The organism is Pseudomonas sp. TMW22089, from assembly GCF_022496645.1.
GTDB lineage: Bacteria > Pseudomonadota > Gammaproteobacteria > Pseudomonadales > Pseudomonadaceae > Aquipseudomonas > Aquipseudomonas paraversuta.
Map to the genome: position 1 here is coordinate 235,250 of NZ_SCFG01000004.1, position 16,889 is coordinate 252,138.

A 16,889-nucleotide genomic window follows, 5' to 3' on the forward strand; every position below is an offset into this window, starting at 1 on the left:
ATGGATCTTCGCGGCAAAAAAATCACCGTGCATGACATGTGCCTGCGCGACGGCATGCACCCCAAGCGTCACCAGATCTCCCTGCAACAAATGAAAGACATCGCCTGCGGCCTGGATGCTGCCGGTGTGCCTTTGATCGAGGTGACCCACGGCGATGGCCTGGGCGGCAGTTCGGTGAACTACGGTTTTCCGGCGCACACCGACGAGCAATACCTGTCGGCGGTAATCCCGATGATGAAGCAGGCCAAGGTTTCAGCCTTGCTGTTGCCGGGTATCGGAACCGTGGATCACCTGCAAATGGCCTACGAACTGGGGGTCAACACGATCCGGGTCGCCACCCATTGCACCGAGGCAGACGTCTCCGAACAGCACATTTCCTATGCCCGCAAGCTGGGCATGGACACCGTGGGCTTTCTGATGATGGCGCACATGAACAGCCCCGAAGGGCTGGTCAAGCAAGGCAAGCTGATGGAGAGCTTCGGGGCCAACTGCATCTACCTCACCGACTCCGCAGGCTACATGCTGCCCCATGACATCAAGGCCCGGGTAGCGGCCATGCGGGCCGCGCTGCACCCGGACACCGAGATCGGTTTTCACGGCCATCACAACCTGTCGATGGGGGTCTCCAACTCCATCGCTGCAATCGAAGCCGGGGCTACCCGGATCGATGCGGCCGCCGCAGGTCTGGGCGCCGGCGCGGGCAATACGCCGATGGAAATCCTGGTGGCGGTCTGTGACCGCATGGGCATTGAAACCGGAGTCAGCGTGTTTGGCATCCAGGACGTGGCTGAAGACCTGGTCGTGCCGATCATGGACTTCCCGATCCGCAGCGATCGCGACGCCCTGACCATGGGCTATGCCGGTGTGTATGGCTCGTTCCTGCTGTTCGCCAAGCGCGCCGAGAAGAAGTACGGCGTACCGGCACGGGAAATTCTGGTGGAGATGGGCCGACGCGGCATGGTCGGCGGCCAGGAAGACATGATCGAAGATACCGCCATGACCCTGGCTCGCCGCCGGGGCTGAGGCAGGGGTTTGGCAAAGGCGCTGACGCAATGTGGGTCAGCGCCTTTGGCGTTTTTATCTGACAGGAAAACCGATTATGTCCAACCCTAACGTCGGCTGGCGCAGCCATGCTTTGCTGTTGTTGCTGGCTGCGGTGTTTGCCGACAACTTTGTCGGCCGGCAGATCCTGGCGGTCATGATTGAACCGATCAAGCTCGAATTCGGCGTCAGTGACACGGCCATGGGGCTGATTTCCGGGCTGGCATTTGCCGGGGTCTACGCCCTGCTCGGCTTGCCTGCCGGGCGTCTGGCCGATCGCATGTCGCGCACCCGCCTGCTGGCCATGGCGTGCCTGCTGTGGGCCGTGGCGACCATGGTCTGCGGCCTGGCCGTGAGTTTCTGGATGCTGGCCCTGGCGCGCATGGCGGTTGCGGTGAGCGAGTCGCCCACCACCTCGGCGTCGATGTCGATCATTGCCGATTTGTACCCGCCCCAGCGCCGTTCGTTTGCCATCAGTTGTTTCACCGCTGCACCGACCTTCTCGGCGGTGATCGGCTTGAGCCTCGGCGCCTGGGTGGTCGAGCAGTATGGCTGGCGCATGGCGTTTATCGTAATTGGCATGCCGGCGCTGCTGTTTTCCCTGGTGCTGGCCTTCGTGGTCAAGGACCCGGCCCGTGGCCGTTGGGATCTGGCCAGCGCCCATGCCGCGCATCCCCTGCAAAGCCTGAGCCGCGAAGCCCGCGCACTCTGGGCCCTGCCCGCTTACCGCTGCCTGATCATGGCCGGGGGCCTGACCACCCTCAGCTCCTATGCCATCGGCATGTGGAACACCAGTTTTCTGGTGCGCTCCCATGGCTTGTCGTTGCAGCACGCCGGACTCCTGGCCGGGTTTATTTGTGGCGGCTTTGCCGGTATCGGGGCGTTGTTCAGCGGCTGGTTGAGCGACCACCTGACGCCGCGCAATCCGCACTGGCAAGTGGGTATTCCGGTGATCGGGCACGTGGCCGCGATCAGCGCACTGTTCGCCTATTTGTTGTGGCCCGACACGGTCTGGACCCAGGTTGCAGGCGTGCCGATCCCCAGCGCCATGCTGTGGTGCGCGCTGTACAGTTTTTTTGTGGTGTGGTGGGTGGCGCCGTCCTACAACCTGGTCACGCAACTGGTGCCGGCCAATCGCCGGGGCACGGCGATGGCCTTGCAAACCATTATTTCGACACTGCTGGGGGTCGGGGTCGGGCCTTTGCTCGCCGGTTTGTTCAGCGATGCCCTGCTGCCACGTTTTGGCATTGAATCGTTGCGCTACGGCTTGCTGCTGGTGAGCCTGCCGGTGGTCGGTGCGGTCATACTTTTAATTCGCACATCCACCCACGCCGCGCAGACCCGCTATTTGCATGTGGAACGCGCGGCGTAGTCAGCGACCAACTTGCGGGTCAGTTCCTCGGACGACAATTGGGCGCTGCGTCCCGGACTCAGTGCGAAGGCCTGACCCGCCCACAGGTTGATGAAATCCCCGGAACCGGCAGGCTCGGTTTTGGCCTTGAGCGGTAGCAGTACGCCGCCCGCCAACGGGAACTCCGGGGCCTGGGAGTTCATCGGCCCCAGCTCTCGCATCACCCGATTGAGGATGCCGCGGGCCGGTCGACCGGTGAACAGGTTGGTCAGGGCGGTGCTGCCGGGGGCGGCTTCGCGCAAGGCGCGGTAATGGGGCTCGGCAAGTTTGGCCTGCTGGCAGAACAGGTAGGCCGTGCCGATTTGCACGGCACAGGCACCCAGAGCAAAAGCCGCGGCGATACCCCGGGCATCGGCCACGCCACCTGCGGCAATCACCGGCACGGATACCGCATCGACAATTTGCGGCACCAGGGCAAAGGTACCGATCTGGGTCGCCAGCTCATTGCTCAAAAACATCGCGCGGTGGCCACCGGCTTCGTAGCCCATGGCAATGATCGCGTCACAGCCGTTGCGCTCCAGCCACTGCGCTTCTTCAACGGTGGTGGCGGAACTTAAAATCTTCGCCCCGCAGGCTTTGACCCGGGCCAACAGGTGCGGGGCCGGCAGGCCGAAGTGAAAGCTGACCACCGGTGCACGCAGCTCTTCAACCAGGGCGCAGGCGGCCTCATCAAAAGGCGCACGGCTCGACACCGGGGTCGGCGCGTCATAGTCCACTCCCAGTTCGCGGTAATAATCCTTGAACAACGACTTCCACTGCCGGGCCCGGGCCTCGTCGGGTTCCGGGGCCTGATGGCAGAAGAAGTTCAGATTGAACGGTTGATCGCAGGCTTCACGAAAGGCCGCCACTTCGGCGCGTACCCCCTCCAGGGTCAGGGTGGCACAGGCCAGGGAGCCCAGCCCTCCGGCCCTGGCCACGCCAATCATCATTGCTGCCCCCGCCCCCAGCATCGGAGCCTGGATGATCGGATGGGCAATGCCCACCAGGTCGGTAAAACGGGATTGAGTCATTGCAGGTCTCGCAGATCAGTTCAAGGTTGAAACGGACATCAGCGCTTGGCGGCCAGGGCCGATATCAATGCCGGGTCACGATTATAAATGTCCGGTGAGTACACCACCTTGCCGTTCTTGTCGGCATGGGCGGTCCAGTACGTCATGAGGATAGGCACCGGGTTGGACAGCCTGAACTCGGTGGTGCGCCCGGTGGCCAGCAATTCCTCGGTGCGGGCTTTCTCCGCCGGGGTCACCAGCAGGTCGCGCAACTGGAACACCGACTCGACCCGCACGCAGCCTGAACTGAAGGCACGGGGGCCTTTACTGAACAGGGCCTGGCTGGGGGTGTCGTGCAGGTACACGGCGAACGGGTTGGGGAAACGGATGACGATACGCCCCAGCGGGTTGCGCGGCCCGGCACCCTGACGCAGCAGGATGTTGCCCGGACGGTCCCAGTCGATGCTCTGTACCGCCAGCGGCTGCCCGCTGCTGTCGAGTACCTGCAGGTCATGCTTGCTGAGGAAAGACGGATCGCGGCGAATCTGCGGCAGTTTGTCTTCCTTGAAGATGGTCGGCGGGATGGTCCAGGTCGGGTTCAGGGTCAGGCGCGTCACCCGGGACTTGAGCAACGGCGTCTGCCGGTCGGCCCGCCCGACCTGGGTGCGGGTCTGCCATACCGGCTGGCCGTTCTGGAACACGGTCAACTGTGCAGCCGGAACATTGACCAGCAGGCTGGTGGGTTCGAAGTCCCGGGCCATCCAGCGAAAACGCTCCAGATTGATCCGCAGTTGCTCACGGCGGGTTGCCGGACTGACGTTCAACTCTTTCACGGTGCCCGGCCCGACAACGCCATCGGCCTGTAGCGAGTGATCGAGCTGGAAGCTCTTGACCGCCGAGGCCAGCTCATTGGAGTAGGTGTTGTTGACGATCTGCGGCTCGCCGCTCAGGTAACCCTCGCTGGCCAGACGCCTGGCCAGTGCCGGTACCCGCGCATCCTGCATGCCGGGGCGCAGCAAGGGGCCATCCGCGATCGGCTGCCACTGGGGCAGCGGTTGCTGACGCTCCCGGGCATAGACCCGGCGCAAGTCTTGATATTGCTCAAGGGCGGGACGGGCCTGTGCAAAAGCAGCTGCCACGTTCTGCACCCCGGGCCCGGCGATTGCCAGCAGTTCGGCCTGGGGATCTACCTCTACAGCGTTGGCGTGCCAGACCGGTTCAAAGCGGCTTTGCGTCAGGCGACCAAAATGCAAATCGTGCAGGGCTTGCAGATATTGACGGCTGGTGTCGATGTCGGCACACAGGTCCTGGCCCTCGGGCAAGGGGTAATTGAGCGGGTCGAGCCCGTCGTCGGCCAGCTGTGGCAAGGCGGCCTGCAGAGCGGCCAGACGCCCTTCTTGTGCCCATACCGGCTGGTAGTTCTGGCCTTCATAAAAGGCCTGCAAAAGTGCCTGGGTCTGAGGCGTCAGGCCGGACGCCAGGGTCGGACAGGCCTGGGGCAGTTGTAGCAGGGTCTGCTGCAGGGGGTTGTCAGGCTGGTCGGGGGGCATGTCGGCCCATGCGACCAATGGCGACGCGAGCAAGGCAATGCTCAAGTAAAATGCCTGTTTTTTGATCAACTGCTTTACTCCAATCCAAGGCCGTCACGTTGGCGGTCACCGTAACAGCCGTCACGGCAACCCTGAAGGCTAGCAGTAAATAAAGGATCGCCATTAACTCGATGGAGTGTCAGGAGCCAATTCAACAGTGGAAACTCTTAATCTATGCTGATTTCTTTGCGACGACTTTTTCTGGTCGCCGCGACCCTGGGAGCCTTGTGCAGCCCAGCGTTCGCCGCCAATACTTCTTCACCAGGGCTTTACAACAGCCTCGCCCAGGCCGCTCCGGAACTCAATCCCCAGGTACTTAAAAGTGCCCTCAGTGCCATGCAATGCGCCGTCAGCAGTGGCGCCAGCCCCGCACAAAACCTTGCCGTCATCGACTATTCGCAACCTTCCACGGCCCGCCGCCTGTGGATCTTCGACTTGCGCAAGAAGACCCTGGTGCTGCGTGACCTGGTAGCCCACGGGCAAAAATCCGGGGAAAACTTCGCCACTCAATTCTCCAATAACGAAGGCAGCCATCAATCCAGCCTTGGCCTGTTCCGCACCCAGGAAAGCTACCAGGGTGCCAACGGTTACTCACTGCGCATGGACGGCCTGGAGCCGGGTATCAATGACAGTGCCCGTGAGCGGGCCATCGTGATTCACCCTGCCAGCTATGTGAACCCGTTGTGGAGCCAGACCCAGGGCCGCATCGGCCGCAGCCAGGGCTGCCCTGCCGTACGCCCGCAAGTGGCGCGCCAGGTGGTAGACAAACTCAAGGACGGTCAGTTCATGTTTGCCTGGTACCCCGATCAGCATTGGCTGCAATCGTCGGCTTATCTGAACTGCAAGCCCCGCCTGGTGGCGAGTATCGTCTCCACCAAAGGCGGCTGAGAGGCAGGACGTCGGTGCTGACTACGCCGATGACACTTTTGAAGCGAACCCTTTCACTGACTGCCTCGATAATCGAAAGCATTCTGATGAAATGTCGAGGTTCAGCATGACGAGTGCCATCACCGGGCAGGTCAGCCCCAAAACCCTGAGAAAAGTCATTGCCGCCGCGGCCATCGGGAACTTCGTCGAATGGTTCGACTTCGCGGTTTATGGCTTTCTGGCCACCACCATCGCCCAGCAGTTTTTCCCCAGCGGTGATGCCAGTGCCGCGCTGCTCAAGACCTTCGCCGTATTCGCCGTAGCCTTTGCGTTCCGTCCCCTTGGCGGCATTTTCTTCGGCATGCTGGGTGACCGCATCGGTCGAAAAAGAACCCTGGCGATGACCATTCTGTTGATGGCGGGTGCCACCACACTGATCGGGGTGCTGCCTGTCTATGCCGCCATTGGCGTAATGGCGCCGATCCTGTTGACCCTGATCCGTTGCGCCCAGGGCTTTAGCGCCGGGGGTGAATACGCCGGTGCCTGCGCCTACCTCATGGAACACGCTCCTGATGATAAAAGGGCCTGGTATGGCAGCTTCCTGCCGGTATCGACCTTCTGTGCCTTCGCTGCGGCGGCCGTGGTGGCCTATGCCCTCGAGGCGTCGCTATCGGCACAGGCCATGGCCGATTGGGGCTGGCGCCTGCCGTTCCTGATTGCGGCACCACTGGGTCTGGTGGGGCTTTACATGCGTCTGAAGCTGGATGAAACCCCGGCATTCCAGGCGGTGGCCGAGGAACATGCGGTGGCCCACTCCCCGCTCAAGGAAACCCTGCGCAACCATTGCGCTGCCATCTGCTGCCTGGGTGCCTTTGTGTCGCTGACGGCGTTGTCCTTCTATATGTTCACCACCTACTTCGCGACCTACCTGCAAGTAGCCGGGGGCCTGAGTCGGGCAACGGCGTTGCTGGTTTCGCTGATTGCCTTGCTGTTTGCCGCCGCGATCTGCCCGCTGGCAGGACTGTATTCAGACCGCGTCGGGCGCAGGGTTACGGTGATGACGGCCTGTGCACTGCTGATGGTCGTGGTCTATCCATCGTTCCTGATGGCCAGTTCCGGCGGCTTCGCAGCGTCCATCGTCGGCGTCATGCTGCTGGCGGTGGGCGCGGTGCTGTGCGGGGTAGTAACCGCCGCCCTGCTCTCGGAAACCTTTCCGACCCGCACTCGCTACACCGCCTCGGCCATTACCTACAACATGGCCTACACCCTCTTCGGCGGTACCGCACCGCTGGTGGCGACATGGCTGATCAGCACCACCGGCAGCAACCTGTCGCCAGCCTTCTACCTGATAGCCGTTGCACTGCTGGCATTGATCGGTGGCCTGGCGTTGCCGGAGACCTCAAGGATTTCCCTGCATGAGGCCGGGGCCGGAACCCCGGGCGCAACAGATCCGCGCAGTAAAATGGCCATTCACTGCGGGATAGGTGACGGGTAGTCAGCACCGGAAAAATGCGCAGCCAGATTGGCCAGGGTCAGGTCGGACATCGCCCTGCGGGTATCCCAGGTGGCACTGGCCATATGCGGCGCCAACAGCACATTGTCCAGCCCCAACAAGCCGGGATGGGGCCGTGGTTCATCCTCGAACACATCCAGCCCGGCCCCCAAAAGACGACCCTCTGCCAGTGCGCTGGCGAGCGCGGCCTCATCAACCACGCTGCCACGCCCCACGTTGATGAGGATGCCTTCACTGCCCAGCGCCGCGAGCACCGTGGCATCCACCAGGTGCCGGGTCGATTCCCCGCCGCCCACGGCAATCACCAGAAAATCCACAGCTGCAGCCAGCTCGGTCAGCGATGAATAGTAAGGATACTCAACCCCCAGCGGACGCCGCCCGTGGTAGCTGATGCGCATGTCAAACGCCGCCGCGCGCCGGGCAATCGCCATGCCGATGCGCCCCAGCCCGACGATGCCCAGACGCGCGCCGCTGACCTTGCGGGTAAAGCCGAACGGACCTTGCTGCCATTGCCCGGAACGCACGAACTGATCGGCCCTGGCAATGCGCCTGGCGGTGCCGAGCATCAAGGTGATGGCGAAATCGGCAACGTCCTCGGTCAGCACGTCCGGGGTGTGGGTCACCACAATGCCCCGGGCCCGGGCGAACTCGACATCGATACCGTCGTAACCGACACCGAACACCACTATCACTTGCAGATCAGGCAGGCGCCCGATCAGTTCGGCCCCCACCCGCGACTCACCATTGGCGACCATGGCACGGATTCCCCGCGCCTTCAGTGCATCGAGTCCGGCACCGCTCTCGCTGCATTCCAGCACCTCATATCGGGCATGTAAACGTTCGCTGAGCATGTCCGGCAGACGCGCCACTTTAAGCACTGTGAACATTTTCGCGGCCCTCCCGTATAGCATCACGTACGACCTGGCGCTTGCGTTGCCCCCCCAGGTACAGCCCCAGCACGCCACCGGCCAGCAAGGCGACGGCGACCATCAACAAGGCGTAGTCATAGCTGAGGGTGGTGTCCTTGATCCAGCCCATGACCGGTGGCAGACCAAGCCCGGCGATGTTGGCAATGGAGTTGATCAAGGCAATCGAAACAGCGGCCGCTGGCCCGGACAGGTACTCGGTAGTCGTGGCCCAGAACACCGGGGTCGCCGCCCAGTTCAGGCCGACCGCCACCACCAGCATCACGTAGGCCAGCCACTGATTGCCGGTAAACACCGCCAACCCCAGCATGCCCCCGGCCAGCAACAGTGGCCCGCCCAGGTGCCAGCCCCGCTCACCGGTGCGGTCGGAATGGCGGCCGTTGGCGTACATGAATACACAGGCCAGGAAAAACGGCATCGCCGACAGCAGGCTGACCACAAACGAACCTTGCTTTGATACCGACTGCACGATCAGCGGCAAAAACAGCGTCACCCCGATAGTGCCGAAAGCCTGTAGCAACCAGAACAGACTCAGCAACCACACCTGGCGACTGCGAAATGCCACATGCCAGGCATCCTTGTGCGAGATGACCGTGGTCGCCTGTTCGGCCTCGATGGTGCGGCTGAGCCAGGCTTTTTGCGCACTGTCCAGCCAGTTGGTAGTGGCGGGAGAATCTGGCATGTAGCGCAGGACCACGATGCCCAGCGCCACTGCAGGAATGCCCTGGAGAAAGAACAGCCAGCGCCAGCCGTTGATGCCCAGCAGACCGTCCAGGTGCAGGAAGGCACCCGACAGCGGCAAGCCGATCACCGACGCCAGGGCCGCGCCGATGTAGAACCATGACATGGCCCGGGCGCGGTCACTGCGCGGATACCACTGGGACAGGTAGTAGATGATGCCGGGGGTGAAACCGGCTTCGGCGGCACCCAGCAACAGGCGCATCACGTAGAGCTGGTTGGCGCTCTGGATCAGGCTCATGCCGGCGGCGATGATGCCCCAGGTGATCATGATCCGCGCAATCCAGCGCCGAGCACCGACCCGGGTCAGGATGATGCTGCTGGGCACCTCGAACAGAATGTAGGTGAGGAAGAACAGACCCACGCCGATGCCGTACATGCGCGCGCTGAGCCCGAGGTCGGCGTTCATGGTTAACGCCGCCACCGAAATGTTCGACTTATCAATGTAAGCCACCATGTACAACAACATCAGGAAGGGAATCAGCTTCAGGTTGAGCTTCTTCATGGTGCTGGCATGCAGACAACTGTCCAGCGAAGGACCTGTCATGGGGAAAACCTCTTGTTGTATTTATTTTAGGAACCCGACAGCCGCCTGATCCCTTGGTTATGGCCAGACGATAAACCAGTCGCGACAACAGTTCAATATATGATTGTGCGTCCCTTTATATGGGATAAATCATTGCCCAGTTCGACCCTCTGCCGACATTTGCTTGCCGGTGCCGCGGCTCGGGGGTGGTGGCCAAAGGCCATCGCTGGCAAGCCAGCTCCCACAGGGGAATGGCAACTTTTCAGATCACAGCAAATCTGTAGGAGCCTGGCTTGCCAGCGATGCGGGGGACCGGGTGCCTGTGTTCAATCGCTGGCAAGCCAGCTCCCACAGGGGGAATGGCAACTTTTCAGATCACAACAAATCTGTAGGAGCCTGGCTTGCCAGCGATGCGGGGGACCGGGTGTCTGTGTTCAATCGCTGGCAAGCCAGCTCCCACAGGGGGAGTGGCAACTTTTCAGATCACAGCAAATCTGTGGGAGCCTGGTTTGCCAGCGATGAGGGCGACTGGGTGTCTCTGTTTAATCGCTGGCAAACCAGCTGTCACAGGGGGAATGGCAACTTTTCAGCACACAGCAAATCTGTGGGAGCCTGGCTTGCCAGCGATGCGGGGGACCGGGTGCCTGTGTTCAATCGCTGGCAAGCCAGCTCCCACAGTGGGAGTGACAGCTTTTCAACACACAGCAAATCTGTAGGAGCCTGGCTTGCCAGCGATGAGGGCGACTGGGTATCTGTGTTCAATCGCTGGCAAGCCAGCTCCCACAGGGACACCACTGTTCAGCACACAGCTCCCACAGCGGGAGCGGCAACTTTTCAGATGACAGCAAATCTGTAGGAGCCTGGCTTGCCAGCGATGCGGGGGACTGGGTATCTCTGTTCAATCGCTGGCAAGCCAGCTCCCACAAAACACAGTGCCCAAAAGGGATTTTCGGGCGGCTTTCAGATCAGAAGTTGGCGGGGGTGTTGGCACTGATGATTTCCGCCTCGTCCGCCCCGATATTTCTGAAGCGATGGGGCAGCGTGGTCGGGAAGTAATAGCCGTCCCCGGCATTCAAGATGCTGCTCATTCCATCTACGGTGAGCTCAACCACTCCCCGCGTGACCAGCCCGCACTCCTCCCCTTCGGCGTGCACAATCGCTTCTTCACCCGAGCTTGCGCCAGGCGCATATTGCTCGCGCAACAAACGCATCTGCCGGCCCGGAACCGAAGCGCCAATCAGCAACAGGCGCAAGCCGTCACGGCCCAGATCCGGCTGTTCATTGGCCCGGAACACGTACTGGTGAGCACGGGGCGGCTGGTCGAAGGTGAAGAAGTCGGCCAAAGACATGGGGATGCCTTCCAGCAGTTTCTTCAGAGAGCTGACTGAAGGACTGACGCGATTCTGCTCGATCAGGGAGATGGTGGCATTGGTGACGCCGCTACGTCGGGCCAGCTCGCGCTGGGACATTTTGTAGCTTTCGCGTACTAGTTTGAGTCGTGAGCCCGTGTCCATGACAGCCTTATGTGTGAACTACTTAAGGGTAATGGGGGGGCGACGGATGGCGTAGATCGCACCGTACCCCTGTACCACAAACGTGAAAGGCGGCTATTAAATCACGTTTGCGGGTGTTGCTCAGCAGGTTCGCCAAATGACCGCCAAATATAAGACCTCCGGGAGCGGACTTGCCCGGGATCAGGCCGCTTGCCAGGTGTTATCAGATACCGAAACGGTCGCGCATTGCGTAGTACGCCGCGCCCATGGCTGTAAGCGGCGCCTGGAAGGCACGGCCGCCAATCATCGGCATGTGCGGCAAGGAGGCAAAAGCGTCGAAACGCTCGGCATCGCCACGGATCATTTCCGAGATCAATTTGCCGGCCAGGTGCGAACAGGTCACCCCGTGGCCGCTGTAACCCTGCATGTAGTAGGCGTTTTTCTCGATACGACCGAATTGCGGCATGCGTGACATGGTCAGCAGGAAGTTGCCGGTCCAGCGATAGTCGATTTTGACGTTCTTCAATTGCGGGAAGGTCTTGAGGATTTTCGGCTTGATCAGTTTTTCGATGTCGTCCGGTTCGCGGGCGCCATAGACCACGCCGCCGCCATACAGCAAACGATTGTCGGCAGTCAGGCGGTAGTAATCCAGCAGGTAGTTGCAGTCTTCAACGCAGTAGTTGTTGGTGATCAGGCTGCGGGCAACCTCTTCGGGCAGCGGTTCGGTCACGGCAATTTGCGACCCGCAAGGCATGCTTTTGGCGGTCACGCGATTGTCGAGGTTCTGCGGCAGATAGGCGTTACCGGCGATCAGCAGGTACTTGGCCCGTACTACACCCTTGGCGGTGCGCACTGTGATCGGCTCGCCGTAAGTGATGTCCACGGCAGCCGACTGTTCGTAAATTTTACCGCCCAGGCCAATGAACGCCATGGCCTCACCCAGCGCCAGATTCAGCGGATGGATGTGCCCGCCCTGCATGTCCAGCAGACCACCAACGTAGTTGGCACAGCCTACTTCGCGCTTGATGTCCGCTGCGTCGAGCATTGTCAGCTTCTGGTTGCCATAACCTTCCCAGCTGCTTTTCTGCTCGGCCAGGGCTTTTAGCTGCTTACTGTTCAGCGCGGCAAAAATTCCGCCCGGACGGTAATCACACTGGATGTCGTACTGGTCGATGCGCTGGCGAATGATATCGGCACCTTCGAACATCATGCTGCCCAGCACCCGGGCCGTCTTTTCGCCGTAACGGGCCTCGATGACATCTACGTCCCGGCTATAGGAGTTGACCAGCTGACCGCCGTTGCGACCGCTGGCACCGAAACCGACCCGGGCCGCTTCAAGTACGGTCACGCTGTAGCCCGCCTCGGCAAGGAACAGGGCCGAGGACAGGCCGGTGTAGCCGGCGCCGATCACACAGACATCGCACTCCACCGATTCCTCGAGCACCGGGAATTCGGCCCTGTGGTTTCGGGTCGCGGCGTAATAGCTGTTTACATGGGTTTGTTTCATGAAATTCTCCGATGGGCACCGCCGGCGTACCGGCAGGTCCGGACGCCGGCGGCACGCATTCGTGGGGGACGCAGGCTCTGCGTCCCCCACCAACTGCGCAATTGTTCTATCTGTGAATGACAGCCGTTGGCCAATCAGACGGTGTGCAAGTACCAGTTGTACTCCAGGTCCGAGATGGAGTTCTCGAACTCGGCCAGCTCGCTTTCCTTGCAGGCGACGAAGACGTCGATGTACATGGGATCGATATATTTGGCCATGACTTCGCTGTCATCCAGCTCGCGCAGGGCATCGCGCAAGTTGTTCGGCAAGCTCTGTTCATTTTGCTCGTAGCTGTTGCCTTCCACCGGTGGGCCCGGTTCGATTTCGTTGGTCAGACCGTGGTGAATACCGGCCAGTACCGAAGCCATCAGCAAGTACGGGTTGGCATCGGCGCCGGCAACCCGGTGTTCGATGCGTACCGAATCGGCAGAGCCTGTGGGGACGCGAACCGCTACGGTGCGGTTGTCGATGCCCCAGCTCGGTGAGTTAGGCACATAGAACTGGGCACCGAAACGGCGGTACGAGTTGACGTTCGGGCAGAGAAAGGCCATCTGCGCCGGCAGGGTCTCGAGCACACCGCCGATCGCGTGACGCAGTGCGGCGTTCTGCTCGGGATCCTCGCTGGCAAAGATGTTATTGCCCTGCTTGTCGAGAATCGAAATGTGCACGTGCAGACCATTGCCCGCCTGGCCCGGGTACGGCTTGGCCATGAAGGTGGTGTCCATCTCATGGTCGTAGGCAATGTTCTTCACCAGACGCTTGAGCAACACCGCGTAATCGCACGCCTTGATCGGGTCGTTGACGTGATGCAGGTTGACTTCGAACTGCGCCGGGGCGCTTTCCTTGACGATCGCATCAGCCGGGATGCCCTGCTCTTTTGCACCTTCCAGAATGTCCTGCAGGCAGTCGACGTATTCGTCGAGATCATCAATCAGGTACACCTGGGTCGACATCGGGCGCTTGCCGGACACCGGCGAACGCGGGGACTGCGGACGACCGTTTACGTTGTCCTGATCGATCAGGTAGAACTCGAGTTCAAAGGCGGCGCAAATGGTCAGGCCCATGTCATCGAACTTGCTGACCACCTGACGCAACACTTCCCTCGGGTCAGCGAAGAACGGCTGGCCTTCAAGTTCGTGCATGGTCATTAACAGCTGGGCCGTCGGGCGCTTCTGCCAGGGCTCGATGCACAGCGTATCGGGGATGGGGTAGCAGATGCGGTCCGAATCACCGATGTCCAGGCCCAGGCCGGTGCTTTCCACCGTAGAACCATTGATGTCCAGTGCAAACAATGATGCCGGCAGGTTTATGCCTTTTTCGTAGACCTTGTGCAGACTGGTGCGTTCGATGCGCTTGCCGCGCACCACGCCGTTCATATCCGCAATGAGAAGGTCGACGTACAAAACCTCAGGATATTTCTTAAGGAATGCGTTCGCTTCATTGAGCTGAATGGCACGCAGGGGGACCGACATGAGGCATCTATTATGTTAATTATTATGTTCACAGCCGTTTCTGAAACCCAGTCAATCCGAAAGGCAAAGTGAAGTCAATAGCGAACACCTGGGCCTTCATCGTTATTTTTCAGGCAAAAATTAGCTCATATTGTGCCAACGGAGCTTTGGCATAGCGGCGAATTATGACGATCCGAAGCTGCGTGTTTAGAATTTTTTACATAGAAGTTGTTAATTAAAATCAACAAGGCTAAGCTCCGAAAAAGCTCTTCAAGTGTCAAACTTCGAGGTGATAAAAATGGCAATCAAGCCATTGATCGGCGTTACAGCGTGCGTCAAACAGATTGGCCTGCACCCCTACCACGTCAGCGGCGACAAGTACCTGCGGGCTGTAAGTGTCGCGGCGCAAGGGCTCCCGGTGATCATTCCCAGCCTGGCCGAACTGACAGAAACAGATGAACTGCTAGCCCGTCTGGACGGCCTGCTGCTCACCGGCTCACCGTCGAACGTACAACCAGTCCACTATGATGGCCCCGCCAGTGCACCCGGCACGGAGCACGATCCGGCGCGCGATGCCACCACCCTCCCTCTATTGCAAGCAGCCATTGCGGCGGGGATTCCGGTGCTCGGCATTTGCCGAGGCTTTCAGGAAATGAACGTGGCGTTTGGTGGCAGCCTGCATCAGAAGGTGCATGAGCTCCCCGGTGCCCTCGACCACCGCGAAGCGGATCACCCGGATCTGTCCGTGCAGTACGCCCCGGCCCATGCCGTTCACGTGCAACCGGGTGGTGTATTCCAGGCGCTGGATCTGCCCACGGTGTTTGAGGTCAACTCGATCCACGCCCAGGGCATCGACCGCCTGGCCCCGGGTCTGCGCGCCGAAGCCATTGCACCGGACGGCTTGATCGAGGCGATTTCTGTCGAGCACAGCGAGGCGTTTGCCGTCGGCGTGCAATGGCACCCGGAATGGCAGGTCATGAACAACCCTGTCTACTTGAGTATTTTCCAGGCGTTTGGCGATGCATGCCGACAACGTGCAGCGCTTCGTGAGAGCCGCTGACTGACAAGTCCGATACCTGTTTGAACCCTGAACTGCCCCCGTGAATCAGGAGGGCGTGTCTTGGCACGCCCGTCCTTCACCACAACAACAAACCGCAATAACAACAAGTACTACCGACAGCCCGTCCACAGCTGTCTTGCAATCAACTCTTATGTCGGGCCCTTCTGGCCTGACGACTGAAATCTGTTGGGAGTTTCACATGGCAAACGCCTCCAGCCTTTACAGGAAGGTTCTTGAAGGCCAGCAGACACCGAAAAAGGTGCTGGTAAAATTCGATCGGGTCACGAAAAAATTCGACGAGACGATTGCCGTGGACGATGTGTCCCTGGAGATCCATCAGGGCGAAATCTTTGCCCTTCTCGGCGGTTCCGGTTCCGGCAAGTCGACCCTGCTGCGCATGCTGGCCGGCTTCGAGCGACCGACTGAAGGACGGATTTATCTCGACGGGGTCGACATCACCGACATGCCGCCCTACGAGCGGCCGATCAACATGATGTTCCAGTCCTACGCCCTGTTTCCGCACATGACCGTGGCCCAGAACATTGCCTTCGGCCTCAAGCAGGACCGTTTGCCTGCCAGCGAAATCGACGCCCGGGTTGAAGAAATGCTCAAGTTGGTGCACATGACCCCGTACGCCAGGCGCAAGCCCCATCAATTGTCCGGCGGTCAGCGTCAGCGTGTGGCCCTGGCCCGTTCGCTGGCCAAGCGTCCGAAGCTGCTGCTGCTCGATGAGCCTATGGGCGCACTGGACAAAAAACTGCGTTCGCAAATGCAGCTCGAGCTGGTGGAGATCATCGAGCGCGTCGGCGTGACCTGCGTCATGGTGACCCACGATCAGGAAGAGGCCATGACCATGGCCCAGCGCATCGCAATCATGCACCTGGGCTGGATCGCCCAGATCGGCAGCCCGGTGGATATCTATGAAGCACCGGTCAGCCGCATGGTGTGTGAGTTCATCGGTAACGTGAACGCCTTTGACGGCGATGTGATCGAAGACGAAGAAGGTTTCGCGATCATTCACTGCCCGGAACTGGAGCGTAATATCTACGTCGGCCACGGGGTCACTACGTCACTGGAAGACAAGTCGACCACCTACGCTATTCGCCCGGAAAAAATGCTGGTCACCACAGTCAAGCCGGTCTTCGAGTACAACTGGTCGCGGGGCAAGGTGCATGACATTGCCTACCTGGGTGGCCATTCGGTGTTCTACGTCGAACTGCCCGGCGGCAAGATCGTGCAGTCGTTCATGGCCAACGCCGAGCGCCGTGGTGCACGACCGACCTGGGACGACGAAGTTTACGTCTGGTGGGAAGACGACAGCGGCGTGGTACTGCGCTCATGAACCTTCGAAAATTCAAACGCCGTCTGCAACGAATAACCCCCGGTGGCCGCCAAATGGTCATCGGGATTCCATTCCTGTGGCTGTTCCTGTTTTTCATGCTGCCGTTCTTTATCGCCCTGAAGATCAGCTTCGCCGAAGCCGACGTGGCGATTCCGCCGTACACCGAGATCTACAGCTACGTTGACCAAAAGATTCAGCTGCTGCTGAACCTGGGCAATTTCGCAATGCTGGGTGACGACGAGCTGTATATCGCCGCTTACCTGGGCTCGTTGAAGATGGCTTTCTTCAGCACCGCGTTGTGCCTGCTGATCGGCTATCCGATGGCCTATGCCATTGCCAATGCGCGCAAAGAGATGCAGACCGTGCTGGTGCTGCTGATCATGATGCCGACCTGGAC

13 protein-coding genes and 1 pseudogene are annotated in these 16,889 nt (G+C 60.5%); 7 read left to right on the plus strand and 7 right to left on the minus strand.

The window, feature by feature from the left end:
* Together dmpG and EQV90_RS06535 are read left to right on the plus strand one after the other, a co-directional pair.
* Entirely contained in the window at positions 1-1,023 is a 1,023-nt protein-coding gene (gene dmpG, locus EQV90_RS06530; protein WP_003447759.1) for a 4-hydroxy-2-oxovalerate aldolase, read from the plus strand.
* Between the two features lie 76 nt (positions 1,024-1,099).
* A complete protein-coding gene (locus EQV90_RS06535) occupies positions 1,100-2,413 on the plus strand; it encodes an MFS transporter (protein ID WP_003447769.1) in 1,314 nt (437 codons plus the stop codon).
* On the opposite strand, the gene EQV90_RS06540 is transcribed toward EQV90_RS06535, so the two are convergent.
* Both EQV90_RS06540 and EQV90_RS06545 read right to left on the minus strand, forming a co-directional pair.
* Positions 2,386-3,462 (minus strand): nitronate monooxygenase, encoded by a 1,077-nt coding sequence (locus tag EQV90_RS06540; protein ID WP_240877909.1) that lies wholly within the window; start codon positions 3,460-3,462, stop codon positions 2,386-2,388. The two genes, EQV90_RS06535 and EQV90_RS06540, sit on opposite strands and share 28 nt — an antisense overlap.
* Positions 3,463-3,500: 38 nt before the next feature.
* Positions 3,501-5,060: a L,D-transpeptidase family protein gene (locus tag EQV90_RS06545; RefSeq protein WP_003447779.1), complete on the minus strand. Its 1,560-nt coding sequence runs from the start codon at positions 5,058-5,060 to the stop codon at positions 3,501-3,503.
* A 144-nt stretch (positions 5,061-5,204) separates the two neighbouring features.
* Here EQV90_RS06545 and EQV90_RS06550 point away from each other — a divergent pair, with 144 nt between their 5' ends.
* The gene (locus EQV90_RS06550) at positions 5,205-5,918 is read left to right on the plus strand and encodes a murein L,D-transpeptidase catalytic domain family protein (protein ID WP_003447781.1); all 714 of its coding nucleotides are present in this window, start codon (positions 5,205-5,207) and stop codon (positions 5,916-5,918) included.
* Positions 5,919-6,024: 106 nt separating this feature from the next.
* Complete coding sequence (locus EQV90_RS06555) at positions 6,025-7,392, plus strand: MFS transporter (protein ID WP_240877910.1); 1,368 nt, start codon at positions 6,025-6,027, stop codon at positions 7,390-7,392.
* Here EQV90_RS06555 and EQV90_RS06560 read toward each other — a convergent pair.
* From EQV90_RS06560 to EQV90_RS06580, 5 genes are all read right to left on the minus strand, one after another.
* Positions 7,368-8,297 (minus strand): 2-hydroxyacid dehydrogenase, encoded by a 930-nt coding sequence (locus EQV90_RS06560; RefSeq protein WP_240877911.1) that lies wholly within the window; start codon positions 8,295-8,297, stop codon positions 7,368-7,370. The genes EQV90_RS06555 and EQV90_RS06560 overlap by 25 nt on opposite strands.
* Positions 8,281-9,621 carry an MFS transporter gene (locus EQV90_RS06565; RefSeq protein ID WP_003447785.1) on the minus strand — a complete coding sequence of 447 codons (1,341 nt, stop codon included), beginning with the start codon at positions 9,619-9,621 and terminating at the stop codon, positions 8,281-8,283. The genes EQV90_RS06560 and EQV90_RS06565 overlap by 17 nt, the downstream gene beginning before the upstream one ends.
* Before the next feature lie 944 nt (positions 9,622-10,565).
* The gene (locus EQV90_RS06570) at positions 10,566-11,114 is read right to left on the minus strand and encodes a cupin domain-containing protein (protein ID WP_003447789.1); all 549 of its coding nucleotides are present in this window, start codon (positions 11,112-11,114) and stop codon (positions 10,566-10,568) included.
* 202 nt (positions 11,115-11,316) lie between these two features.
* Positions 11,317-12,600, minus strand: a complete 1,284-nt coding sequence (locus EQV90_RS06575; protein WP_240877912.1) for an FAD-binding oxidoreductase — start codon at positions 12,598-12,600, stop codon at positions 11,317-11,319.
* A 134-nt stretch (positions 12,601-12,734) separates the two neighbouring features.
* On the minus strand, positions 12,735-14,111 hold the full coding sequence (locus tag EQV90_RS06580) for a glutamine synthetase family protein (protein ID WP_003447791.1): 1,377 nt from the start codon (positions 14,109-14,111) through the stop codon (positions 12,735-12,737).
* A 277-nt stretch (positions 14,112-14,388) separates the two neighbouring features.
* Here EQV90_RS06580 and EQV90_RS06585 point away from each other — a divergent pair, with 277 nt between their 5' ends.
* From EQV90_RS06585 to EQV90_RS06595, 3 genes and pseudogenes are all read left to right on the plus strand, one after another.
* Positions 14,389-15,150, plus strand: a complete 762-nt coding sequence (locus EQV90_RS06585) for a gamma-glutamyl-gamma-aminobutyrate hydrolase family protein (RefSeq protein ID WP_127195633.1) — start codon at positions 14,389-14,391, stop codon at positions 15,148-15,150.
* Between the two features lie 199 nt (positions 15,151-15,349).
* Positions 15,350-16,492: a polyamine ABC transporter ATP-binding protein gene (gene potA / locus EQV90_RS06590; RefSeq protein ID WP_003447793.1), complete on the plus strand. Its 1,143-nt coding sequence runs from the start codon at positions 15,350-15,352 to the stop codon at positions 16,490-16,492.
* Positions 16,489-16,889 (plus strand): annotated as a pseudogene (locus tag EQV90_RS06595) (putrescine ABC transporter permease PotH); the annotation flags it as partial. The gene potA and the pseudogene EQV90_RS06595, both read left to right, overlap by 4 nt.

Bases quoted from the DNA above. Each gene is read 5' to 3' on its own strand.
- EQV90_RS06575 (WP_240877912.1), bottom strand. From the start codon at position 12,600: ATGAAACAAACCCATGTAAACAGCTATTACGCCGCGACCCGAAACCAC.
- EQV90_RS06535 (WP_003447769.1), top strand. From the start codon at position 1,100: ATGTCCAACCCTAACGTCGGCTGGCGCAGCCATGCTTTGCTGTTGTTG.
- EQV90_RS06560 (WP_240877911.1), bottom strand. From the start codon at position 8,297: ATGTTCACAGTGCTTAAAGTGGCGCGTCTGCCGGACATGCTCAGCGAA.
- EQV90_RS06585 (WP_127195633.1), top strand. From the start codon at position 14,389: ATGGCAATCAAGCCATTGATCGGCGTTACAGCGTGCGTCAAACAGATT.
- EQV90_RS06580 (WP_003447791.1), bottom strand. From the start codon at position 14,111: ATGTCGGTCCCCCTGCGTGCCATTCAGCTCAATGAAGCGAACGCATTC.
- EQV90_RS06555 (WP_240877910.1), top strand. From the start codon at position 6,025: ATGACGAGTGCCATCACCGGGCAGGTCAGCCCCAAAACCCTGAGAAAA.
- EQV90_RS06550 (WP_003447781.1), top strand. From the start codon at position 5,205: ATGCTGATTTCTTTGCGACGACTTTTTCTGGTCGCCGCGACCCTGGGA.
- EQV90_RS06565 (WP_003447785.1), bottom strand. From the start codon at position 9,621: ATGACAGGTCCTTCGCTGGACAGTTGTCTGCATGCCAGCACCATGAAG.
- potA (WP_003447793.1), top strand. From the start codon at position 15,350: ATGGCAAACGCCTCCAGCCTTTACAGGAAGGTTCTTGAAGGCCAGCAG.
- dmpG (WP_003447759.1), top strand. From the start codon at position 1: ATGGATCTTCGCGGCAAAAAAATCACCGTGCATGACATGTGCCTGCGC.
- EQV90_RS06540 (WP_240877909.1), bottom strand. From the start codon at position 3,462: ATGACTCAATCCCGTTTTACCGACCTGGTGGGCATTGCCCATCCGATC.
- EQV90_RS06570 (WP_003447789.1), bottom strand. From the start codon at position 11,114: ATGGACACGGGCTCACGACTCAAACTAGTACGCGAAAGCTACAAAATG.